Origin of the sequence: Acinetobacter sp. Root1280 (genome assembly GCF_001425285.1) — a bacterium.
Classification (GTDB): domain Bacteria; phylum Pseudomonadota; class Gammaproteobacteria; order Pseudomonadales; family Moraxellaceae; genus Acinetobacter; species Acinetobacter guillouiae.
Window position 1 is genome coordinate 534,983 of record NZ_LMED01000012.1, and the last position, 23,129, is coordinate 558,111.

The window sequence follows — 23,129 nt, forward strand, 5'->3', positions numbered from 1 at the left end:
AGATGTAATTCTTTTAGTACTTTAATGTCTTATTGTAACTAAGAAAAAACCATTCATTTTATGAATGGTTTTCTTTACTAACTTAAAAGCTTACTCATCACCATAAAACTGCCAATAAACATCCCCCCAATCACTCTTAATATTAGGGAATACATCACCTTGTTCAAAATATTGTCGTGAATTCACTTGTGCAACGGTAAACCAATAGCCAGATTGTGGGCATTTTTCGCCTGCTTTAACATTTAGAATTACATCATTATTAGGTGAGTTATTATCTGGGTTTTCAAAAAAAGTCCATGTTTTACCATCAAATTTTATAATAAGTTTTTCAGTTAAAACCCATAAAACTTTACCAATACTTTCTACTTTAATAAATCCACTACTATTAATATCATCCCTAATATTTACTTTAGTAAATTGACCTTCATGATATTTATAAAGATACCGATTGCTTGTTATATAAATTTCATTATTAAAGATGGCTGCATTGTAAAAATCGTCCTCGATACCCATTGAAGTGAGTCGTTTAAATCCTATTTCTATGTTTCCCAACAATAAATTACCATGAGCACCACAAATCAATATATTTTCTTGATCAACAATTAGAATCGAATGTAGGTCAGCAGGGGTGAGTTTTGAAACAAATTTCCAAGATTTTCCATTATAAAAAGCTATTAGCCCTTCATTACCTAATCTTCCAACTGCATACAGTTTATCTATTGAGAAACCATTAACATCAAAAATAGAAATATCAAATACGTCAGGAAAAATATTATGCTTTTCAATTTTATCAAGAAATTCATTATTACCTTCAAAAGAGATATTTATTGTGCTCCATTTCCCATCACATGATTTTGAGTAAACTTGACCTGAACTTCCTCCAGCAACCATGTTATAACCAATAACTCTAATGGAATTCATGTATCCTAAAATACCACTCCAATTACCATTTAAGCCCGCATTAGGGATATATTCTTCATAGCTATCAATACCATCATATTTTTCGACTTCACCATCTTCACCTAAAGCAAATACTAACCTATCATCATTCACATCAGCTTTATCTAATAAACAAACACTATTTACAGTAAATCTTAGATCATGATATGACCATTCTGGAATTCCACTAGTATCTTGTAATATAAACATCCTAGTAAATCCATGCTCTGAATAATCATCCAAACTTGCAGCTGCATAGAAAATATCTTCTGAAATAGCACAGCCTATTTGGTATGTAATATCTGAAATTTCGGTCATAATTTTTTATTCCTAGGCTGACTATTTGTTGGAGGAGTGTAATCTTTTCCTACACTATTTTCATTTACAACAGCTTTTCCACTTGGGTCTGCTCTCACTAAAAAATCTGGTCCCATACCTTTTAATTGATGATAAGATCTTAATTGAGCCAATAAATTCGCTTTAGTACATTTTTTAATTATTGTGGATACTGATAATGCACCTAAAGATTCTACTTCAAAAAGAGTTGTTGTAAATGTAGGATCTCCGTTTAACCCTAAGAGTTTTTCACGTTGATCATAATATTGATGAATTTTATTATGCTCTGAATTTCTTCCACCTTTAGATGCACAAATTACTAAACCTTCATTTTCTGTTATGGCATTTGCAATCGGTTTTCGGTTTATTGTTCTTTGTCCTAATCTGAAGCATCTATCAGGTACAACATGATGTCCCGTTTTACCTAACGGTTTACACGTATCTGGTTTATAAGGTCTCAATATACATGGATCATCAAGATCTTTATCTTTTGGTGGTTTTCCTTCATCAGGGGTATGTTGTTTTTGCTGATTGGTTGTATTTGTCGTTTTTCCAGATTGAATATTAGTTTCATATCGGTTTGTTGGGGCATTGTGCCCATGCCCACCTGCCGTCGCCAATTGTGGCTGTGGCAATAAATCCTGAACTCTCTTTTGTATATCTTCACAAAATTCATCTATGTATTTCTTTATAGCATTTTTTACATTAGTTATTCCTTGTTTTAACTTTTCCAACATCCTTTTGAGTGAGCCACCAACTAAATTCAAGAATCTATTAATTCCTTCTACTATTCGATCAATACATTTTTTGAGAGCATTAAGAGCTGTTTCTCCCATCTTTTTCCAAGGTTTTGATCTTAGCCAAGTTTCAGGAGCTTTATTCCAAGGACTTTTAATTTTCAAGGCACTAAAAGCACTTTCAAAAGTCTCAAAAAGAGTAATAAGGCTTTTTTTTGTTACTCCTTTTAATTTTACAGCTTTAACAATGGTTTTCATCGCAGAACCAATTTCAGGAATTACACCAAAAGCTGTTAGAGACAAAGCCATGTAATTTTCTTGTGTCTTACCATTTTCTTCAGACAAAGCTATAAGATTTGCGATTAAGTCTCTAATATCACATGCTTGATCCACTAAAGGGATCATACTGACTAAGCCGCCAACGATAATCTGTGACATGGTCGGATTTTTATTAAAATCGCCTTTAAGCATCCCCCAAATCCAGCTACTACTTTCTTTCAAAGCTACGACTGTATTATGATTTGTCACACCTTCATTGATAGCTGCCTGCCCTTGATAAAAAAATATTTGTCTCCACCAAGGCATATTAGGATCTGGTTTACTTGTATCATATTCACGATAAGTTAGGTAATTCTCTGGATTATCCTGAATATATTTTGCTAGTTTGTCTGCACCATACCAAAACTGTTGTTGAATATTAGTAGATCGTTCAGCAATTTTTTTCCAAAATGCTTGGTTTTGAGGGTTATTAGAAGACATATTATTCTCTATTTTTCTTTTTCATCTGATGATGTTAGTTCATCTTTAAGAAACCAATCATCAATTTCATGTGGCTGATAATCAGCTTTACTTTGATCTTCGCCATATTGAATTTTAGCTTTACCAGCGGGTACAGCTTTTACTACAGCTTTTCCTTTTTCATCTAACTTACCTTTTCTTTTACTACCATCAGAAAGTAGTATCTCAAAATCTGCTCCTTTTACTGGTGAACCATCACTATGTAAATATTCTAAAACTAAGTCATCATGTTTCAAGTCAGTGATAGGTAAATGCGGTAACACATAATTGGCTTTCGCACCACCCACTAACTTATGCTGCCCAGCCTTACTCTCAAACAAACCACCAGTCGTTGCAAACACGCCTGAACCATTGATCTTTAATTCTGAGGTATCTGCAACTAATCTAATCTCTTTAGGACTCGTAATATAGATTGTATCTTCAGTTGAAATGATTTGAATGCCTTTACGTGCGATTAAATCTGCACCATCTCCCTGCGCCTGTATCTCTACTTTGCCTTTTCCTGCAAAAAGCCTCGCACCTTCCTGTACTGCAAATAAACTGATTTTACTTTGTGCATGAGCTACCAAGTTCTTTTGGGTACTTAGGTTAATACTATCGCCTGCGCTATGGCTGATTTGTCCATCTGCTGAAAGGTGAACATCTTCATTCGTACTCAGTGCAATAGAATTTGGTGAAGTCAAAATCATTAAAGCTTGTTTAAATGCTTTTGCCTTAGCTTCACTTTCTTGTTCGATTTGCTCAATAAACTGTTTTAGACCATCTAGCATTTCTAAAGGGTCAGTCTGTTGATTCTTGGCAACTTCACTTAAAGCTTTTGAATTACTCAAACTCGATTCAAGTTGGGATTTTGTTTCAGAGGCATCAAGATGATCGCCACTTGCTGAATCTTGAGGATAGGTAGAAAGCAATAGGCCTTGTTTGGCTCTGAGTGCTCCCCACTGATCGGTACGCAATTCAAAGCCTTCACCTCGTCCTTCACTGGTATCAGTTTCTTTAGGATGACTGAGATTACCTAAGTTGAGTTGGCTTGCCGCATGACTACTGTGTAACTGACTACTGATCTGATTGGTCGTATCATCAAACCTGATGATTATAGCCACTGCCTTGATATTCCTTACTTTTGATTCCTGCAAGTTTTTTGGTATCAGGCAGTTTGCCTTTATCATCAAACTTGGTCGGGCTTCTTTGTGCTTCATGGATACGTCCTACGACAAATGGTCTGTCAAGGTTGCCATCAAAGAAGTCAATTACGACAATCTCACCAATACGGGGTAAGAATCGCGCACCATAGCCTTCACCTGCCCACGGGGTCAATACATCGACCCAAGCCGAGTCGGTATCATTGTCATTAGAACCAGCACCACCATCATGGATGTTGTCTTCATTACGGGTGAATAGGAAACGTACTTTTATACGCCCCCATTCATCGACATGAATTTCTTCTCCGCTTGGTCCCACCACTTTGGCCCGTTGTGGGGATGCAATCGGTCGGTGTTGAAGTGGGTCATACTCTGGGACAATCGCAATATTACGCCGTTGTAGCACTAACTCATTGGCTTGACGTTCATCACTATTGTTGGTGGTGATATTGGTCGTTTGCCAATTGCTTTGCTTAAGTAAAGTTTCAACTTGGTTGGTCAGGTCTTTTGGTAAATTATTCTGGTTATAGAAGGTCTTAGATATGATCAAGAATTGTTTATCTGAAGAATCTTTTAGATCGATTGTCGGGTGTTCATTCAGCTCAAAAAAATACCCAACATGTGCATCTCGTACAGTTGAGGTAGCTGTAAATTGTTTGGCTTGTGAATCATAGTAGTTACTGAGGTTTTGGTTAAACTTTTCAATCTGGCTGTTGCCTGATTTGGTTGCACCATCTTCACCATTTAAGTCTTGTATCCATGCAGGGCTAAAGTGCTTAGTTACTGAGGTTTTGGTTAAACTTTTCAATCTGGCTGTTGCCTGATTTGGTTGCACCATCTTCACCATTTAAGTCTTGTATCCATGCAGGGCTAAAGTGCCATGCTTGTTCTAACCCTAAACTCGCTGAATCTTGATTGTCTGAATGTCGATGTTTAGTTAAAACTGAGCCTGCACCTTCTTCTGTTTCCAGTGCATCAGCTTGCCAACGTTGGATATGCACTGCTGTGGGTTGAATGGCACGTAATCCTGTAAACGAAATTATAGAATCTTGCTTTTCTACAGCGGAACTCCGATGAAAACGGATGCTACGTCGATCAAGTGATTTAAATTGATTATTGTCATCGATTAAACGTAGCTTTTGTGGTTGAATTTGTTCTGCAAAGTTGGAAACTGTAAGTTGTGCTTCGTCGATGAGCCAGCTAATACCTTCCGAGGCGAGGAGCCTTTGAACAAATTCCCAATCTAATTCATTATGTTGCATAATGAATGGTCTTACATCATAGTCTTTGGTTAAACCACTTTTATCCAGTGTTAGACTTGAAGCAAACAATGGACTACGTTGCTGCCACTCGGAAAAAATACTCTGAACCACGTCAACGGCAGATTTCGCCATGAAGACACGACTATTTCTACGCTGTTTCCAAAGTGCAGTGGGATCTTCTACTGTTAGGCGATAAATCGTAAGTGAGCCATCGCTTGCACCAATATCAGCCTTCGTTACAATCCCTGAAATTCGATTGAGTTCAGATTTATCGTTGACGATATCAACGGCTACTTGACTCCCAATAAATTGTTTTAATGGAATTTGGGCATTGGTTGAAAGACAAATGAGTTCTAGATGTACACCCTCATTGAGTTCATGAGTTCCATCTACACGTTGAAGGAAGACTTGATCATTTAATACCGAATTTGAAAATAGGGCATGGATCGCACGCTTTTGAGCTGTCAATCCCAGCTGCTCCAAGGCAGCGTAAATATTGTTAGACATAGTTTATTATTTGATTTTAGATTGTGATCCATTCTACTAAACAACTTAATAATCTGTCTATACAGAACTGTCTATAGTTATTTTTTAAACGACAATTTATGTCTCATTTTGTTTCAGCTTTTTAAGCACTCTTAAAGCATGCCTTACTTGTCCTTGAGTCATTTGATATTTGTTTTGTAACTCGACATAGCTTAGCTGTTCCAAATCTGCTTGATGCGCTCTAACCCAAACAATAGCTAAATGTTTTTTGGGAATATTGAGTAGCTTTTTTAAATCTATCCTTGCCCATTTGATTTGTGATTGTGTGAGATTAAAATTTTGAGCAATCTCCTTAATAGTCAAATCATGACTTAATAAAGCGTGTTGATTGTCTAATAACCATTGTTTTCTCTCTGCACTTTTTTGTTTTAATTTTTCGGCTGTTGTCGGTAAATTTTGCTCCATACACATTTGTTTATGAACTCTTGTTGCATAATAACCATTGTTTTCTCTCTGCACTTTTTTGTTTTAATTTTTCGGCTGTTGTCGGTAAATTTTGCTCCATACACATTTGTTTATGAACTCTTGTTGCAGTAGAGACAGCAATATCCATCGCCTCAACCTAATCAATAATTTTATTACATGAAATAATAATGTCTTTATGTGCTAAAACTTTTGCTTGAATTTCGTCTTCAACTTTTCTTGCTCGTTTTCGAGTCCTGATAACGCCAACCTTATGGACTAGATAGCGAATATATCGACCAATGTCACCCTGATTTAATTGATATTTTTCGAACAATACATCGCAACGCTCATAGAGTATTTCGTCCTGATGTTCAATGACCCATGCATAATCAGATAGTTTCCTTCTTATATTAAGACGTTTTCTAAAACGAAGTAACACATCTTTAGAAAATCCAAGCTGTTCAGCTAAAATGGACAATTCCACTGAATGATTTTGTTTAATAAATTCAGCCAGCTCATGCGTCAGGATAATTTCACCATTAAACGAAACTTAATATGTGTTAAGTCAAAAGAATGATTAAAAATATTAATGGTTTCATGAACTGCACTTGAGTGCATATGCTTTTGTAGAAGATCATCTAAATCAAAACTATCAATTCCATCAATAACAGTAATATTTGGTGCACCACCTTGGCGTACAAAATACCAAAGAACGTGTTCTAAAAGTTGATTAGCAATCGAGAGCCCTTTTGTTGATAATTTTTCTCTATAACTTTTTTCAAAGCCAATCAGCCTAATAGTGGTTCCTGATTCTTTAACGTCACTATTAACTAACTGTTCCTTATGGACAGCCAATGTATCATTAAAATTAAAAGTCCTTTTATTTAGGCAACCTTCAACACTTGCAAAATGACTTTCAATTTCAACTCTATCAAAAACCTTCAAGCACATTAGTCGCCCTACACCGCGACAGCCTTTTCAATTTTATGTTCAGAATCAAGTATTTTAAATGATTTAAAATTCTCATCGTTAAATCCACAACCATTATCAATAATTGTAAAACCAACGATTGGAGGCAACTCTTTAGATTCCAAATCCAGAGTAGATTGCTTATCCCTATCAATTTGAAGAATAATTTTTCCAGTATTCCCTTCCCCTTTTTCCTCAATAGATTGTATAGAATTAACAACCGCTTCAAAAACAGGCATTAAACCATGGGTTTTAGGTAGGATCGTATTTCGAAGACGCCCCTTCAAGTTTGTTTGTAAGCTCACAACTCCCTCCTAGCCCCAAAAACCCATATAATCCATCTACTTAACATATAGAATTTATGCTTAAGAGAAAACCTCTTAAGCATTTCAATTTATACATTTACTTTAAAACGCAAATAGTCATCCAATCTTTTGTTTTCAGTAACCTCATTATGTGGAATCAATAAATAATGCCAAGGTTTAGTCGACACTGTCGAGGCATTTTTGCACCACTCACTTCCAGCTTGAGCCTTGATAATCACTTCTTCCGAAGTCATTTCATTTTCTGCTTTTGTTTCAGCAAGTAAATAATACTTATCCGTCTCAACTACAAAGTCTGGAATATATTCAGGCTGTGCACCTTGAAAATTATAATAAATTTGGAATTGCCCTTTAGCAGGCTTAAACCATTTATTACTATCTCTTTCCAAAATAATTGCAAAGCGTCTTTCTGTATCTGAATCAAACTTTTGAAAGACCATAAGACATTTTGCGAAACCTGTAAAAAGTAACTTTTTAATCGATATTCCTTTAGAAGGTGTCACGCGAATGGACTGAGGTGGAATTTCCTTTACTGCCGTAAAACTTGGCTGTTTTAGCTCAACAAAACTGCGGTTAATTACAACATTATAGTTTGATGCATTTTCCCAATGATGCTCTTGCATTTGACCATGAATATTATTGGCTATCGTTTGATAATTCTGTTCAACAACCTGTATTACCTCATCATCAGTTAAGTAGGTTTTAAAATAATCTACCATTTGATTCGATAAGTCATACAACAATTCTGCCTGAGTAAAGTAATCAATATCATCAAAATCGATTAATGCATAAACGATACGATCTTGAGGACTCTTTTCATTTAAAGCTTCATCAGCCTTAATACTGAAAATCTGATTATTACTTAAGTTTTGACCAATTAACTCACGATCTTGTGGTTGTAGATGCAGCCCTTGTATATCAAGGTTAAATGAATTAAATCCTGTTGTTACATCATCAGAAGGAGTTACTGAAATACGTGGAATATCAATTGTATTTTGGATATGTACCTCTGTAACCTGCTGAACAATTTTTAGAACTTCTTCTTCCGATGGAATTTTTTTGCTACTCTGTTCTTCGCCAAAATCTAATTCCTGCACTATATCCGAAACATTATCTTGTATCGCCTTAAGTACATTTGCAGTCATTTGAGCTTGAACTTCTTGACGAGTTAAATCTTCACTATGTTTTACTGTTTCAGTATTTTTTGCTTGTGCTTGAATCTCTTTCTTCACTTGCTGAATTGCCTGAATTACATTTGGATCAGTTAAATCCAAATCAACTTTAAGCTTTGTCTCATTTGCCTTTTCATCTTTCAGCTCAACCTGATCTTGAATAGTGACGGTTTCTTGAGTATCCGTTTGCTGACTGTGCCCAGTACCTAACAGCACATCTAAACGAGATGTACTTGTTACACTGATGACTTCTTGCTCTTCATTTTCAGGTTCAAGAATATAAGTTTTTAATTTAAGAATGGAATCTTCTCGATTCGCCTCATCTACAATATCTTGGAATCGATCATGTGCCACAATACTTAGGCGATCCACTTCTTCTACACCTGTACGCTTTCCATAAGGCAAACGCAAACCACGACCAATAGACTGTTCTACTAAAGTACGAGCATTTGCAGCACGTAAAGGGATGATCGTATAAAGGTTTGTTACGTCCCACCCTTCTTTTAGCATGTTTACATGAATGACGATTTCTGTTGGTTCATTTGGATCTTCGACTGACAATAATCGTTGTGTGATTTCTTCTTCTTTCGTACTACTATCAACTTGAATTACTTTATATTTGTATTGACCTTTAAAGAATTCATCAGATTCAATATTCTCTTTTAATTGAGCCGCATGTGTCGTGTCACGTGCAATAATGAGCACAAATGGCTTGACTCTTTGTTGACCTGTATTTTGCGCATAGTTAATTAAATGCACCTTGGTCATTTCATGTAAGCGAATACCATCTTTAAGCTTAATTTCTTCTATCTGCTCTGTGCTTAAGCCTCTTGGATCAAAGTTACGCTGAGTCACTACTGCTGGCTCTTTCACAAAGCCATCTTCCATTGCTCGTGCTAATGGGTAATCCATCACTACATTTTTAAATGCAACAGGACCTCTATTCGTTTCTACAAATGGTGTTGCTGTTACTTCCAATCCCATTAATGGATTAAGCTCATTAATCGCTTTAATCCCTGCACTCGCACGGTAACGATGAGACTCATCCATTAATAGTACAAGGTCATCTAAAACAGCTAAATGATTAAAATAGCTTTCACCTAATACTTCACGCATACGCTTAATACGTGGTTCTTTACCACCACGAACTTCGCTATTAATTTTTGAGATGTTAAACACATTAATACGTATTTGACCTAATAAGCTTGCAGTTGCAGTATCACGGCTATCGTAGTTATCGCCTGTGATAATCATTGGTGACTGAAAGTTAAATTGAGCTAAATTTGCAAAAACATATTTGGGTGTATTTGGGGTAAAGTCGGTAATTAACTTTTCATAAATTGTTAAGTTCGGTGCTAAAACAAAAAAATTATTGATACCATATGCCAAATGCAAATAAGCAATAAAAGCACCCATCAAACGGGTTTTACCAACACCTGTCGCTAAGCTAAAACAAATACTTGGAAAGTCTCTTTCAAAGTCAGCTAACGTTGGAAATACTGTTTGTAACTTTGCCAATGTTTGCTCATTAACTTCAGTATCTCGTCCTCGCTTTGTTAGTAATTCTTTGGCATTTTGAATTGCCAGATCGAGTTTCTCTAAGCTTTCTGCTTGTGGTGCACGCAAAGACAAGCGTGCTTTTAAGTCTTTAACAACTTGGGCAACAGGGTTACGCTGTGAATGTTGAAATGATGCTGTCATGTTTGATCCCCAAATAAGTCACCCGTTACCTGACTTTGTTCTTGCGTATTTTTAACTTTCTTCACTTTTGTCTTTTCTTCAATATCAGGCTCTGACATCGGTAGATTTTGAACATTCAAACTGTAATCATCATGCCCCCACTCACACGCCTTAATGATACTGTTTGGAATTTTCTTTAAAGTCAGATTGATAAAACGATCGATATTTTTAGAACGCCATGCACTTGCAACAATCAGCAAAGTACGTCCTTCTCCAACTTCCTCAGAAATCGCTTGTAACTGTTGATCAGTCAATGTCTGTGTTGTGACATAAATAAAATCAGTTTCACTGCCTTTACCATGATTCCAGTACTCAGTTTCTGATGGCGTATAGGTATAACCTTCTAGCTTACACATTGCTTCAACAAGCATTTCCTGATTATATTCAGGATTGATGACCCAATTATCCCATTGATCTTTTTTCATCAAACTTGGTGCGAGCTTGTAATAACGGAAACCACCACCACCTTGCCAATTTAGGTTTTCGGATACCCCACTATGATCACTTCCATCAACCACCCATTTAAGTCTTGGAATAATATGACTATGGATATGCTCTCCTAATTCCACCATAATCCAACGACGCCCCATTTTATGGGCTACAGCTCCAGTAGTACCTGACCCTCCAAAAGAATCTAGAACTAAATCTCTTGGCTCAGTAGCCATATCTAAGACTCTTTTAATTAAAGCCTCAGGTTTTTTACCATTTTTAAAATCTACAGCTCCTTCGGGTCCAATCCCATTCCATGAGATATCTGTCCAAATATCTGTAATTAATTCTGCTGGAGTCATAATCCCATCTATTTCTACAAGACGTTTCTCATAAAAAACTAGTTGGCGACCATTAGCAATATAGAAATCTGGTACATCTTCATGAGGATGCACAAATACTTGTTCACGAACTAGTTTTGATTTATTAATAGTTTCTTTTCTTTTAATTGCTGCACCACCACCTATAGCGACTAATTGAAATATCCTATCTGCATTGTTTAATGCAAACTCAGCAACCTCATCTTCAAAATATTCTTTATACTTTTTCTTTGCATCACTAACTTTATCAAAACCTAAATGTTTTGCGGTAGCTTCAGCTATTCCGATCCACGTCCATTTTGAATAATGCTCTTGTTTATTAATTAAATATTTATTGTACCCACTATCATAGCCTTTAGGTATAAAAATCTTTTTTAAAGGTTTATAAATTTTATCTTTAGCGTACATCAATATGAAGTTAGCAGTAGAGAAAACTGTAGCCCCTGTAGCTTTAAATCCTGAAGGATCATTCGTTGTCAATGAAATAGTATTTAAATAATTATTACGGCCAAAAATTTCATCGAGCAATACTTTGCAATATGCAACTTCAGAATCATCAAGATGTACAGCTAACACACCATCTTCACGCAATAAATTTTTAAAAATTTCAAACCTATCACGCATTAAACTTAACCAAATTGAGTGTTCAACTCCATCATCATAGTACTCAAATGCCGAACCAGTATTAAATGGTGGATCAATATAAATACATTTTACTTTACCTGCATATTCACGTTCTAACGCTTTGAGTGCGAGTAAGTTATCTCCAAAAATTAATTTATTATCAAAGATATCATCTTCTGAAACTTTATTCGTTGCATGATAAGATTTTAAAGGATCTTCCAGTAAAATTCTCGGCTCTAGGCGTGGTCGCTTATCTTTACCAATCCAAGTTAATTCAAGTTTTGTTTTTGACATCATAAATCTCTTAAATTTTCTAAACGATCCAACCAATGATTAAAATGCAGACATTGCCTACGCATTTCATCTAAACCTATCTCCATCGCAATAATTGTACCTTGTACAACTTTTTTATAATCAGGAATTAAACCTAAAATACGTTTAGATGGTGCTGTCTGTGGACTATTATTAATTTCTTCGGGTGAAGAGTAGCTTTCTTTGATTTGATGCAAACTATCTATAATTGATGCGTCATCAACCCACCATTCAAACTTGTCAGGATCAACAAATAGTAAAGCTTCAAATTCATGCAGCATAATGTAGGGCAAAAAGTTTTGTTCACTGATATCCTGCTGTAAAGCATTCTCCAAAAAATCCACTTTATCGTGACAATCATTTAAAGAACTATAACCAGAACTACTTTTCATTGGAAAATCATTAGGTAAAGCATATAAATCAAAAAAGGTGGTTACCCATGCATTTCTATCTTGTTTACAAAGCTTCAGTATTTGAGGTTTTATTTTGGCGTAACTGGTTATCCCCCCCTTACAACTTTTACTTGTAGATACAATAATTGGCTGAATAAAAATACCTAACTGAGCATAGAAAGGAACCATTGCTTCATCAACAAAAGACTCTTCTGTTTGTCCTTCGACCAAAATATAGATACGCTTCATCGGTTAGGTCTCCCCCCAATGATATTTTTCTTCCACAGTTCACCAAGAGAATACTCATCAAGCCATTCAGATAGTTTTTCCGAATCCAGTCTTGTAAAAATCGAGTCTCCTTTAATCTTATCGACAACAATCAGATCCTCTAATGTAAATTCATTGAGTAGCTCAACGGACTGTGTTGAAATGATAATTTGATGATCTATAGCTGTAGACTTTATGAGGTTAGCTAAAACCTTGATTGCATATGGATGTAAACCAAGTTCAGGCTCATCAATTAATATTGTTGCTGGCATAAATTTATCAGGTAACAGTAATACTGTAACCAAACAGATAAAACGCAGAGTACCATCTGATAATGCGCTAGCATTAAAAGGTTCATCTTGCCCAGCTTCAATCCATTCCAGTTGAATTTTTTCAGGATTGGCAACTGTAGGACGTAAATGAAAATCACCGAAAAATGGAGCAACTAAACGAATTGTTTTTACAATACGTTTGTAGTTTGACTCATATTGTTGCTTCAACCGATACAAAAATGCAGCCAAGTTTTTCCCATCTTGTCTTAAATATTCATTATCACCGATATTATGAATTTGCTTCACTGTGGCAGTCGAGCTCGTATCATGAAAGTGATACAACGTCCAACTCATAATTGCTGGAACTACATAATTATAAATATTTGTCTTGTTTTTTTGCTCTGCAATATAACTCTCGAAATGCCCGCCTCTAGCTCTCCAATCACCATGAACATTCCACCACAATGCTTCTCGCTCAAACATCATTCGATTATCTTGAGTAGGAATTAAGCTAAATTTATACCCATTATTACCAAAATAAAGTTCAGCTTTAAGCCGTTCTGTTTTTTTCCGCCCAAAATGTAATACTGAGTCTGGTCCACCAGACTCTCCAACTGCCAATTGCAGTTGCTCATCAACAATTTTACCTATTAGCTTAAAAAAGCTAATCAAGTTAGATTTACCAGCACCATTCGCACCTATCAATACATTTAATGTATTTAGCTCTAAATCACACTTTTCTATGGATTTATAACCTTCAATAACGATACGTGAAATCTGCTTATCACGAATATCCTCAACCATATGTCATCTTCAAAATTTTATAATGCCTATTTTAATTGCCATTCAATCATAAATAACTTCTTTATCGCAATTTTTTGTTCAAGCTGCCCCTCTAATTGACCAATCAACTCATTACATTGCATATCAATTTCATCTTGTCGATCAAATAACTCACGACGCAACTTCGTGCGCTTCATCTCTAATTCACGCTGTGTCTTTTGCCAATTCAACTTATCTTGTAATGAAGCTGCTATGGTCGCAGATTTTCTTGCTTCTTTAATTGCTTTATCAATTTCCTTAATCTCAACCTCAAGACCATTTTTTAAATCATCAGCCCAGCCATCAAGTTTGATAATTTCCTGATCAAAAAATCCAAGGTTTCGAACATTGACTTCCTCAAGAATCCTATTCTTACGATTTTCTTGCTCTAAACATATCTTCTCAGGCAATACAATTTGAGTAATATCAGCTTGAGATTTCATAGGCAATTTTAAAAGCTTCTCAGGATCATCATCCGCCAAAAATTCACCTGAATTAGTTATTGCACTCAAAACAAGATGTTGCTCAAGACGACCAAGACTAGAAACTTCTAACAATTCAGCAATTAAAAAACCTGAATTACCGATGAATGGCTTTAAACTAGATACCTGTAAACCATAAGCATCATAATCAAATACCAATTTTGCAGGCTTGAGTATTTGTGCCTTGAATCGATCCAATAAGGCTTGAACAAAAGGATGATTTAAACGTATGACATGTTCATGTGTATTTGTTTTGGCTAGATCATAGCGGCCTTTATTGAATGATGTTCCATCAATCGTAATTGCATCATTTAATTGGAAACCATTTTCATCAAATACGACATTTGCCTTATGACTGCTAAATTCATCATTGAGCAATGCCAATAAATATTGCTCATAAGTCTGTCGAATTTGAACAGCATCAGACTTAATACGATAAAGAACATTTTCATCAAAATGATTCATCAGCAAATTACGAGTATTTAGCATTGCTTCATTAATTTCAGCTGAAAGCTCATTCTGTAAACTTTCAAAGCTTTGCGCTATTTCCTCAGGATCACGACACTCCTGATAAATTTCTGCGATTCTTTTTTCAAAATCCATACCAGAACCAATTGTTCCTAGAATTTCATCACTTGCACCAAAGACCCCATCAAAGAGTTGGAACTTTTCAGAGAGTAAATCATAAACACGAGAATCAGCTTCATTACTTCGATCAACAAAATTTACAACTACGACATCATGCTTTTGCCCATAACGATGACAACGTCCAATACGTTGCTCAATACGCTGTGGATTCCATGGCAAATCATAGTTAATAATCAAAGAACAAAACTGCAAGTTAATCCCTTCCGCACCAGCCTCCGTCGCAATCATGACAGAACCTTGCTCTTTAAAGTAATCAACTAATGCTGCACGTGTATCTGCTGACTTTGCACCTGTAACACGATCCGTCCCTTTATATCGCTCAATCCATTCCTTATAGATTTTCTTCGCTTTATCATCATTATTGGTGCCGTTAAATAAAACCAAACCATCAAAATAAGATGTACCTTTCAGCAATTCAGTTAAATATTCTTGAGTCCGTTTCGATTCAGTAAAAATAATGGCTTTTCTTTCTGCACCTAACTCTTGCAAAGCCTCAAATGCTGTTTCTAATGCTGTAAGTAAAGCTTGCCCTTTGGACTGCTGTTTAATGTTTATAGCTAAAGATTGAAATTCTTTAAGCTCAGCAATTTCCAACTCAATAGCTTGCTTTTCTTGCGCTGATAAAATTTCATCTTCTTCAAGAAGCTCTTCATAGTCATCTCCAGACTCTGTTAAAGCTTCGTAGTCATCATCTAACTCATCCAAAATATTAGAATCTTGATCAAGCAATTTCTTTTCTAGACGAGTAGTCATTGTGGCTAAAGCACCAGCAATCGCCTGAGTTGATGAAGCCAGTAACTTCCACAACACAAGAGAAATCAACTGTCTTTGCCCAACTGGTAAAGCTTGCAAATTAGGGCGACGTAAATAGTCAGCTACCAATTCTCTTAATTGTTGTTCGTCTTTAGATGGTGTAAAGTCCTGAACAATTGCACGACGTGCCGTATATGAAACAAAAGGCTGTACCTGTTGTCTTAGAGTTCGTTTACATACCGTTGCTAATCTTGCTCGAAGTTGTGGAAGTGTTACTTCCTTATCCCCTGTAATAAATTGACTTTTAAAGCTTTCTAAATCTCCAAAGACTCGCTCATCTAAAATACTCACCAAACCATAAAGCTCTAATAAAGAGTTTTGTAATGGGGTTGCAGTTAATAGTACTTTGTTGTGCACATGAGCTAGGGATTGTTTGATTAAATTTGCTGTTACATTCTGTTTTTTATAAACATTTCTCAGTCGATGTGCTTCATCGATTACGACTAAATCCCAAGCAATGTTCTTTAAGTCATTTGCTTTTGATTTCGCAAACTGATAAGAACAGATAATAATTTCATCTTGAATAAAAGGCTTTGTGTTACCCTCTTTTTTTAGTTGGTTATAAATTTTCGCTTCAAAAATAACAGCCTTCAAGCCAAACTTGTCATAAAGCTCCTGATACCACTGCTTTCTAAGATTCGCTGGCGTAATGATTAAAATGCGCTTTTTTCTCTCTGCCCAAGTTTGAGCAATCACTAAACCTGCTTCTATCGTTTTACCTAAGCCCACCTCATCTGCAAGTAGTACGCCCTGAGATAATGGATTTTTAAAAGCGAACAATGCTGCGTCAACTTGATGTGGATTCAAATCAACTTGTGAATCAATCAATGTAGATGCTAAAGAGTCAATTGAGTTATCAGCAGATTTTTTAGTCAGCAACCATGATAAATATTGTTTTTGTTGATTAGAAAGTATGGCTGACATAACTAAATATTTTATAAGTAAGTAATGATAAATATCATAACATTAAAAAAAGTTTTTTCCTTTTCAAACTTATCTACTTGATAAAATACAAAAAAATAAGGGGGTAAATCCCCCCATGATCATCAAGATCCTAGTTTCATCTTCAAGAAAAACAAAGATAAATATTGCTATTAATTCACTGCCCTCACACTTCCTTGCAATCCCTTCTGCATATCCTGCACAAACCCCTCACCCTGATTCGGCTTAGGCTTTGTCTTAGTTCGAGCTGTAGTTTCAGATTGTGCTTTTTCTACTTCAGTATCTTGATTTTCATCATTATAAAACTCCTCCACCAAATCCAATCCCTCTTCAGCATTCACTTCAAACCGCGCATTACTAAAGCATTGCCTAGCCATCTGATCTAAAGCCACTTGATTAAATCCAGTTGCTTTACTCTGCTGATCAATTTCTTTAGCTGTTTGAATGGCTTGTTGAAGATTGACATCATCCCTAAGTGTTAAATCTACGTAGTACACAGGTGTTCGATAACTTTGAGTTGTGCTCTTGCCTCTGAGCATGAGTTGTAGTGGCAAACATGAAAGTAAGCCATTGGATGCTGCATGGTAATAAGACAAGCGTGCTGCCAAGGTTCGAATGCTGTTAAAGCCAGTCGTTCTAAAAATAAAAGTACCCAATTCATCCGATTCATCCAAATTGACATGCAATCTACCAAAAGGCTTACAGTTCCCTCCTGGTGCCAATGGGCATAAATCTGGTGATGGACATGGATGACGTTCAATGCCTTGACTAGTTTGCCTTTGGCAAGTCTCACCGTTGCCAATACACACAGGTCGCCCTGTTTGTCGATCAAATAAGGTGTACTCAGCTCGAAGGTTAAGTTCGGGATCATTAAAGATCATACGCACTGGAATGATTCTGAGTTTTTGATTCGGTACTTTGGCTCGAAGTTGTTCATCAAGCGGATGTTTGACCCATCCATCTTTGCCTTGAATTTGACTAGTAATGGTAAATTGATCATCCTTTTCAGGCAGCCGTTTTCCATTCTTTTCAACGACTTTACCGATACTGATTCTGCCGAGTATGGGTGGTGTGATGGCTAAACCTTTAATCATGGTATTTTCCTCTTTGCTTTAGTTGTTTGGTTAAAAATGGAATCAACTTAAAAAATCCCATACGCTCAGGTATGGGATGTTTAACTGGAGTCTTCTGTTTTGCTTAGGCTAATTGCCTTTCAATCATCATCTGTATAGATGTTGAAACGCCGTGAACCCTGCTTGCTTTGTGGAAATTGGTTTAAGTATTCTGGATATGCTTTGAGTAAAGCCTTACTGTCTAAGCTGATGGAGTCCTTGGACTTTTTCCAAGTAACAGAACCTATTTGAAAGGTCGCTCGTTCAGCCTGTTGCATCTTGGCTTGCAGTTGATGTTTAAGTAGGTCAAATTGCTCTTGATGTCTTTCGATTTGGTGACGTGACTTAATCAATTGTTCAAATTGTTGATTGGCTTGCGTATCTTCGGATAAATCTGTGGTACTCAGTGGAATATGTTCTGGATAAAGTAGCTGTAAGGCTTTGGCTGCTGATTCACTCGCATCAGCATCTGGTGGGGTGTCTTTTTCCACACATTCCCAAAAGTGTTGTTCTGCATTGATGATGTGCTTGATCACCGATTCTGAACGCGTCACTTTAAAAATTCGAGTTTCATGCCCACAGATCAACACACAAATATGTGCTGCTTGTTTACCTGTCACAGCCAGTTGATGTTGCACTTGGCACAGCACGTATAAAGGCACACCATCTCGCCATAGTTTTGCGCCATATTCTCCAGCGGTTTTACATTCAAGTATCTGTACATCTGCATCACCGACTACCGAGTAATCCAAGTTTGCCAACATAAAATGTTTATCTGGATCTGGATGTTGCAATACCGCATTGACTCGACGTACTTTGTAGTTGGTATGTAGACTATAGTATTCAGCCACCAAAGGCTCTAGGCGTTTGCCCCAATAGAGCGGTGCATGTCCTTCACTTTCATCCTCAATGTTCTGTTGAATCCGCCCTGTCTTAATCATCCAAAGTTCAAGCATTGACATATAAGGATTAAGTCCACAAGCAGCTGCACAATCACTACTGCCTATGCCTTGCCGACGCACTTCTAACCATTCGGCTTGGCTCATGCTTTTGGTATTTACCAGACGTTTGGCACTGAATAAACGTGGTGCAATAAAAGCTTGGCTTTTTATTACTGCTTTGGATGGAGTTACAATATTCGAGTCACTATTCATTGTTTATTCCTGTATTTATCTAATTTTGTGCATAAAAAATCCCATGCCGATTTTGGGCATGGGATTAGAAGTGAAATCAGTATGTTTAAGCTGTATTTAGTCGATGCGATAACTCAGCTTAATTTCTTCAAACGTTGCAAGACGGATAAAGTCAGTATGGTAGATATGCCGATATCCATCTAAGACCAGATATTGAGGGTGTGGTATTTCGTCCACTGTCCTCACCTGCACATCCTGAATGGGATAAACTAAAACCACTAAATCCCCAATCTTAAACTTGTACTCAAAACTATCATCTGTCATCAAATCCTCTGAGTGATGGCGATATTGTTTAAATAAAACCTCGATACCTGTTTTAAGCAATCATTCTTAAAGCCTGTTCTAGTCCACGTTGTTTTAAGCCTGCGCCTGCACCAAACCATGCTGAATCAAGGCGGTGATCCTGGCTCATGGCTCTGCGTTCGTGGTCACAATGTTCTGTTATAGCGCAAAGTAAACCATAGGCTGTATCTTTGGCTGAACTGAGTTCTGCACCTCGACCATGCCCATTAAACATGGTCATGACTTTAGACATGGCTCGTCCGTTGGGTTCTGCTTTTGTAGTCTCGGCTTGATTGGCAACATTGCGATAAAACTGAATAATGCTTTCATCCTGTTGTGTCTGGCTGAGACTGGTATTGTTAAATACAGCATCGAAATAAGCAGCCGCTTCCTGTTGCGTCACTTTACGTTGACTGAGTTGCTTCATTTCATACATGTGTTCATCCCATGCCCGTACAGAAATACCCAACTGCTGTTTAATTTTTTCTGCGTCAAATTTAGTGCTATGTGGCACTTTGACCACACCTCGACTTGCTTCCTGCCCTTTCAGTGCAATGGCTAAGGTGTTATTACACACCACACGAATGGAAGTAAATTGTGCTGTGGTGGCAAGCGTACCATCACAAGCCGTGGCTAATAGAATATAACCATTACTGACATCTTTGCCTTTGAGTGCATTCGTTTGTCCAGTTTTCGCCAAAGCCCAGAATTTCTTACCACCTTTGAGTACGCCTGCTGTTTCGAGTTCAAAGCCAGATTGTTCTGTCAAGTCTTTGTAGAAATGTAGAATCTCTTGAGGTTGCACTTCTTGAAAGCGCTGACTGACCACCGATAAAGGTGCATGGGTATCTGAACGATAAAGTACCCGTTGTTCTTCATAGGGCATGATTATGCTTTGCCCACGTTCATTCTGCGCCATATAACTAACATCGGAGGATTCGATGCGCCAATCCATGCCTGCCTGTTGTGCCCAAACATCAATCGGTTGGTTTTGCGTCAGTTGATTCCCTAAACCATGCCAAGGGGTTTGTCCAACATAAGCCATTTGTTCAATTAAATGAGCCATTAGAATTTCCTTTTAAAATGTAATGTTGCAGAATTGCTAATCTATACTTGGGGCATAAAAAAGGCCTGCTGAGAGAGCAGACCAAAGGTGAGAAAGTTCAAATGAAATTGAATCTCTTGATTCACGTTTATGATATATAGCTGAAATTTTTTCTAATCGAATGGAAATAAAGCACTTTTTAAATCACTCAATTGACTAAAGAGATACTCACGATTATCCTTAACTTGCTGACCTACATTGTCAGTCGGTTTTAGCAGACCGTTGTATATAGCGCATCAGACTTATTTTTTCTGAGAATAAGTCCTATGTGAAACCTTCTCGTCCCCCTTTGCGGTAGAACGGGAGGGGGACGCGTCCGCGCGTGCTGGTTCTATATGCCCAGTCTGCTAACCCCTTTTCGTTCTGCCACCATAATCATTTAGCAGTGATTAGGCAGAACTTCTATTGCATATAGGAGTAGTCATCATGACTAAGCATTTTCTTTCTTTACTCTTTTCTCTAAAGCCCTATTGGGTATCGCAATGCCTTTGGCATAACAGCTAGTTTTTCATTCAACAGACATTCAATCTAAAGACTTATTTGTCCTTGGAATAAGACGGCTTTGTCTTTGCATTTTGTCATGCTGTTGAAATGATCAATTCCAAAATAAGCAAAAACAATAAATTAGGGGAGAATGATGAAAATTCAAACTTCAATTCTAATTATCAGCTGTTCACTACTGACACTGGGTTGTGCCAGTAAAGCTGAACGAGAATTTATCAATGGTTGTCAATCTACAGGGATGGAGCGATCTGCCTGTAAATGTGCCTATCAAAAACTTGAAAGCAAATATGGAGAAGAAGGTTTAAAGAACAATCTATACACCCTGAGCCAGACTGAATCATTTCAATACGACATGATACAAAGTGGCCTGCAATGCATGAGGGAATAAATCATGAGAGTCATTGCTGGAATCATCTGTGTGATTGCGATCATCTGTTTTCTAGGACTACCTTTTATTGGCTTGATGATCCTTTTCGGACTGTTTGTCTTACTTCTTAAATTTGCACTTGGAGAAAAATAAATGAATACATCTATTACATCTTGGTTAATCCGTTCTTATTTGATTATCGGCTTACTGTTCGCCATCTATCAAAACTTTTGGGGTCAACATAGCTATAAGTCCTTTGCCTATCACTTGGGGCAAGGTGTGATTTGGCCTGCGGTGATGTTCCCTTCCGTGGGTAAGTTCATTGGTGGAATGCTTATTCTTTTAATCATCGGTGGCTTAGTTCTTCGCTCTAAATAAAGTCCAATCTAAAAATATCTATAGGATCTTCTCATGAAAAAATTCACATTAATGGCTTTCATACTGTGTATGTATTCCACATCTCAAGCAGCGCCCAATATCTGGCAAGATAGTTTTGCACAAGGCTTTAGTTTGTATTCCCTCCAAAATGGTCAAAACCAAAAATTGACCATTTCATGCAACAGTGGCGGTGTTTTAAACGTTGATCACTCAGTGGAACTCTCAACTGGAAGTAAAGCGTATGCAAGCTTTAACAAGCAATCATCTTTCAGCTTTATCATTGATGGAAAAGCACTTGAAGTACCCAATGAAACACAATCCAGACTGAATGGAAATGATTGGGATAAACTTATCGCTCATCTAGGAAAAGCCAAAAAAATTAATGTTTTTATTAACAATAAAGAAATGGCTTCGTTCATATCTACAAAAGCCAATAAAGCTTTTGCTAAAGAACTAGTTGAGACCTGTGCTTCACTATAATTCTCAAATTTTTAATCGTTGCGCTCATTCTATTATTGCTTATATCCATGATCAAAAAAGAAATAAGCATGCCTAGGCTTAAAAACCTAGGTAGCTCCACCTTAGAACGATATTGAGTCATTCATGGCAAAGACCTCAACATTATGAGTCATTACAACTGCTTATTTATTTCTGTATATGAATGGGTTGCTTATTTTCTTCATGATGTGTGAAACATTTTGTTCGTTCTAAATGAGTTTCAACGTGATCTAACTTTATAGAATATCAAAAGGATAATTACATGAAAAATCATCTGCAACTGATCTTCAATGTGATCATTATTATTGCCCTTGCTGGAATAGCTTATCTTGTATGGAATCAATCTAAGCAATCACCAATCAGCAGTAACGTTCCATCAGATATTAATCCTGCTCAATCACAGGTGTCTCAACCTGAAGCAAGTCAACTATCTACTCTGGAGACTAACCCCTCTATTACAGCAGCTGAATTACAACACTCAAAAATAGCCAATACACAGTCAGATTCTCAATCCATCCCAGTCGTTGAAAGTTGTGGTGCTAACGAATACAGTGTGGATTGTTATAACGATTCTGTCCCACGTTTATACTTTATGTACAGTATGAATTTGGATAAACCTACCTTGATAGAATCCATAAGTTTAGGTAAACCTATTGGGTTCCCTGATATGCTGATTAATGAAGTAAAAATAACAGCTAAAGATAGTCATTCATGTGAAGTAGATACATGGAGTCTAGATGGTGAAACTTTAACTGATATGGGGCTAAATGTTTCACTGATGCCCTGTCCAGAAAAACAGGTCAAATATGTTGATATAAAAATTAATGGAAAGTTTTACCGATTCGTTTAGTTTTTTCAAACAAAAAAAGAACTATTCGCTCTTTTTCCTTTTCAAACAAACCGACTTGTACAATATACAAATCGGTTTTATTTTTCAT

At 36.7% G+C, this 23,129-nt stretch carries 20 protein-coding genes and 2 pseudogenes; 5 read left to right on the forward strand and 17 right to left on the reverse strand.

From position 1 onward, the window contains the following. Positions 1-90 precede the first annotated feature (90 nt). The 17 genes and pseudogenes from ASC84_RS23055 to ASC84_RS12440 form a co-directional block, all read right to left on the reverse strand. Complete coding sequence (locus ASC84_RS23055; protein WP_056515063.1) at positions 91-1,257, reverse strand: hypothetical protein; 1,167 nt, start codon at positions 1,255-1,257, stop codon at positions 91-93. Next, a complete protein-coding gene (locus ASC84_RS12370; RefSeq protein WP_056515065.1) occupies positions 1,254-2,771 on the reverse strand; it encodes a hypothetical protein in 1,518 nt (505 codons plus the stop codon). The genes ASC84_RS23055 and ASC84_RS12370 overlap by 4 nt, the downstream gene beginning before the upstream one ends. Positions 2,772-2,779: 8 nt before the next feature. Then, positions 2,780-4,727: pseudogene (locus tag ASC84_RS12375) on the reverse strand (DUF2345 domain-containing protein); the annotation flags it as partial. Positions 4,728-4,731: 4 nt separating this feature from the next. Beyond that, a pseudogene (locus ASC84_RS12380) lies at positions 4,732-5,721 on the reverse strand (contractile injection system protein, VgrG/Pvc8 family); the annotation flags it as partial. 96 nt (positions 5,722-5,817) lie between these two features. Beyond that, positions 5,818-6,165, reverse strand: coding sequence for a hypothetical protein (locus tag ASC84_RS12385; RefSeq protein WP_056515068.1), 348 nt, complete (start codon positions 6,163-6,165; stop codon positions 5,818-5,820). 10 nt (positions 6,166-6,175) lie between these two features. After that, positions 6,176-6,313 (reverse strand): hypothetical protein, encoded by a 138-nt coding sequence (locus tag ASC84_RS22725; protein ID WP_155860343.1) that lies wholly within the window; start codon positions 6,311-6,313, stop codon positions 6,176-6,178. 9 nt (positions 6,314-6,322) lie between these two features. Then, positions 6,323-6,649: a hypothetical protein gene (locus tag ASC84_RS12390; RefSeq protein WP_056515072.1), complete on the reverse strand. Its 327-nt coding sequence runs from the start codon at positions 6,647-6,649 to the stop codon at positions 6,323-6,325. A 38-nt stretch (positions 6,650-6,687) separates the two neighbouring features. Then, entirely contained in the window at positions 6,688-7,110 is a 423-nt protein-coding gene (locus ASC84_RS23275) for a hypothetical protein (protein WP_227515138.1), read from the reverse strand. A gap of 14 nt (positions 7,111-7,124) precedes the next feature. After that, positions 7,125-7,439: a hypothetical protein gene (locus ASC84_RS23280; protein WP_227515139.1), complete on the reverse strand. Its 315-nt coding sequence runs from the start codon at positions 7,437-7,439 to the stop codon at positions 7,125-7,127. A gap of 89 nt (positions 7,440-7,528) precedes the next feature. Continuing rightward, the gene (locus ASC84_RS12400; protein WP_056515075.1) at positions 7,529-10,330 is read right to left on the reverse strand and encodes a DEAD/DEAH box helicase; all 2,802 of its coding nucleotides are present in this window, start codon (positions 10,328-10,330) and stop codon (positions 7,529-7,531) included. Further along, the gene (locus tag ASC84_RS12405) at positions 10,327-12,096 is read right to left on the reverse strand and encodes a site-specific DNA-methyltransferase (protein WP_081409359.1); all 1,770 of its coding nucleotides are present in this window, start codon (positions 12,094-12,096) and stop codon (positions 10,327-10,329) included. The genes ASC84_RS12400 and ASC84_RS12405 overlap by 4 nt, the downstream gene beginning before the upstream one ends. Then, positions 12,096-12,755 carry a DUF4276 family protein gene (locus tag ASC84_RS12410; protein WP_056515082.1) on the reverse strand — a complete coding sequence of 220 codons (660 nt, stop codon included), beginning with the start codon at positions 12,753-12,755 and terminating at the stop codon, positions 12,096-12,098. Before ASC84_RS12410 ends, ASC84_RS12405 begins: the two co-directional genes overlap by 1 nt. Beyond that, positions 12,752-13,849 (reverse strand): AAA family ATPase, encoded by a 1,098-nt coding sequence (locus ASC84_RS12415; RefSeq protein ID WP_056515086.1) that lies wholly within the window; start codon positions 13,847-13,849, stop codon positions 12,752-12,754. Before ASC84_RS12415 ends, ASC84_RS12410 begins: the two co-directional genes overlap by 4 nt. A 26-nt stretch (positions 13,850-13,875) precedes the next feature. Then, entirely contained in the window at positions 13,876-16,734 is a 2,859-nt protein-coding gene (locus ASC84_RS12420) for an SNF2-related protein (RefSeq protein ID WP_056515088.1), read from the reverse strand. A gap of 170 nt (positions 16,735-16,904) precedes the next feature. Next, the gene (locus ASC84_RS12425; RefSeq protein ID WP_056515091.1) at positions 16,905-17,846 is read right to left on the reverse strand and encodes a hypothetical protein; all 942 of its coding nucleotides are present in this window, start codon (positions 17,844-17,846) and stop codon (positions 16,905-16,907) included. Between the two features lie 119 nt (positions 17,847-17,965). Further along, positions 17,966-19,018, reverse strand: a complete 1,053-nt coding sequence (locus tag ASC84_RS12430) for a YqaJ viral recombinase family protein (protein ID WP_056515094.1) — start codon at positions 19,016-19,018, stop codon at positions 17,966-17,968. A gap of 355 nt (positions 19,019-19,373) precedes the next feature. After that, positions 19,374-20,405 carry a DUF932 domain-containing protein gene (locus ASC84_RS12440; protein ID WP_056515102.1) on the reverse strand — a complete coding sequence of 344 codons (1,032 nt, stop codon included), beginning with the start codon at positions 20,403-20,405 and terminating at the stop codon, positions 19,374-19,376. A gap of 676 nt (positions 20,406-21,081) precedes the next feature. Here ASC84_RS12440 and ASC84_RS12445 point away from each other — a divergent pair. The 5 genes from ASC84_RS12445 (at position 21,082) to ASC84_RS12460 (ending at position 23,041) form a co-directional block, all read left to right on the forward strand. Further along, a complete protein-coding gene (locus ASC84_RS12445; protein WP_056515104.1) occupies positions 21,082-21,336 on the forward strand; it encodes a hypothetical protein in 255 nt (84 codons plus the stop codon). A 3-nt stretch (positions 21,337-21,339) separates the two neighbouring features. Further along, positions 21,340-21,468 (forward strand): hypothetical protein, encoded by a 129-nt coding sequence (locus ASC84_RS23485; RefSeq protein WP_264753251.1) that lies wholly within the window; start codon positions 21,340-21,342, stop codon positions 21,466-21,468. Then, complete coding sequence (locus tag ASC84_RS12450) at positions 21,469-21,693, forward strand: hypothetical protein (RefSeq protein WP_056515107.1); 225 nt, start codon at positions 21,469-21,471, stop codon at positions 21,691-21,693. Between the two features lie 33 nt (positions 21,694-21,726). Next, positions 21,727-22,173, forward strand: coding sequence for a hypothetical protein (locus tag ASC84_RS12455; protein WP_056515109.1), 447 nt, complete (start codon positions 21,727-21,729; stop codon positions 22,171-22,173). Positions 22,174-22,453: 280 nt separating this feature from the next. Further along, positions 22,454-23,041 (forward strand): hypothetical protein, encoded by a 588-nt coding sequence (locus ASC84_RS12460; RefSeq protein ID WP_056515112.1) that lies wholly within the window; start codon positions 22,454-22,456, stop codon positions 23,039-23,041. Positions 23,042-23,129: the final 88 nt, after the last annotated feature.

Excerpts from the sequence above, each read along its gene's own strand:
- ASC84_RS22725 (WP_155860343.1), bottom strand. The coding sequence starts at position 6,313 with ATGGATATTGCTGTCTCTACTGCAACAAGAGTTCATAAACAAATGTGT.
- ASC84_RS12455 (WP_056515109.1), top strand. The coding sequence starts at position 21,727 with ATGAAAAAATTCACATTAATGGCTTTCATACTGTGTATGTATTCCACA.
- ASC84_RS12425 (WP_056515091.1), bottom strand. The coding sequence starts at position 17,846 with ATGATTAAAGGTTTAGCCATCACACCACCCATACTCGGCAGAATCAGT.
- ASC84_RS12440 (WP_056515102.1), bottom strand. The coding sequence starts at position 20,405 with ATGGCTCATTTAATTGAACAAATGGCTTATGTTGGACAAACCCCTTGG.
- ASC84_RS12450 (WP_056515107.1), top strand. The coding sequence starts at position 21,469 with ATGAATACATCTATTACATCTTGGTTAATCCGTTCTTATTTGATTATC.
- ASC84_RS12460 (WP_056515112.1), top strand. The coding sequence starts at position 22,454 with ATGAAAAATCATCTGCAACTGATCTTCAATGTGATCATTATTATTGCC.
- ASC84_RS23485 (WP_264753251.1), top strand. The coding sequence starts at position 21,340 with ATGAGAGTCATTGCTGGAATCATCTGTGTGATTGCGATCATCTGTTTT.
- ASC84_RS12420 (WP_056515088.1), bottom strand. The coding sequence starts at position 16,734 with ATGTCAGCCATACTTTCTAATCAACAAAAACAATATTTATCATGGTTG.
- ASC84_RS12405 (WP_081409359.1), bottom strand. The coding sequence starts at position 12,096 with ATGTCAAAAACAAAACTTGAATTAACTTGGATTGGTAAAGATAAGCGA.
- ASC84_RS23055 (WP_056515063.1), bottom strand. The coding sequence starts at position 1,257 with ATGACCGAAATTTCAGATATTACATACCAAATAGGCTGTGCTATTTCA.
- ASC84_RS12400 (WP_056515075.1), bottom strand. The coding sequence starts at position 10,330 with ATGACAGCATCATTTCAACATTCACAGCGTAACCCTGTTGCCCAAGTT.
- ASC84_RS12370 (WP_056515065.1), bottom strand. The coding sequence starts at position 2,771 with ATGTCTTCTAATAACCCTCAAAACCAAGCATTTTGGAAAAAAATTGCT.
- ASC84_RS12430 (WP_056515094.1), bottom strand. The coding sequence starts at position 19,018 with ATGAATAGTGACTCGAATATTGTAACTCCATCCAAAGCAGTAATAAAA.
- ASC84_RS12410 (WP_056515082.1), bottom strand. The coding sequence starts at position 12,755 with ATGAAGCGTATCTATATTTTGGTCGAAGGACAAACAGAAGAGTCTTTT.
- ASC84_RS12415 (WP_056515086.1), bottom strand. The coding sequence starts at position 13,849 with ATGGTTGAGGATATTCGTGATAAGCAGATTTCACGTATCGTTATTGAA.
- ASC84_RS12385 (WP_056515068.1), bottom strand. The coding sequence starts at position 6,165 with ATGGAGCAAAATTTACCGACAACAGCCGAAAAATTAAAACAAAAAAGT.
- ASC84_RS12445 (WP_056515104.1), top strand. The coding sequence starts at position 21,082 with ATGAAAATTCAAACTTCAATTCTAATTATCAGCTGTTCACTACTGACA.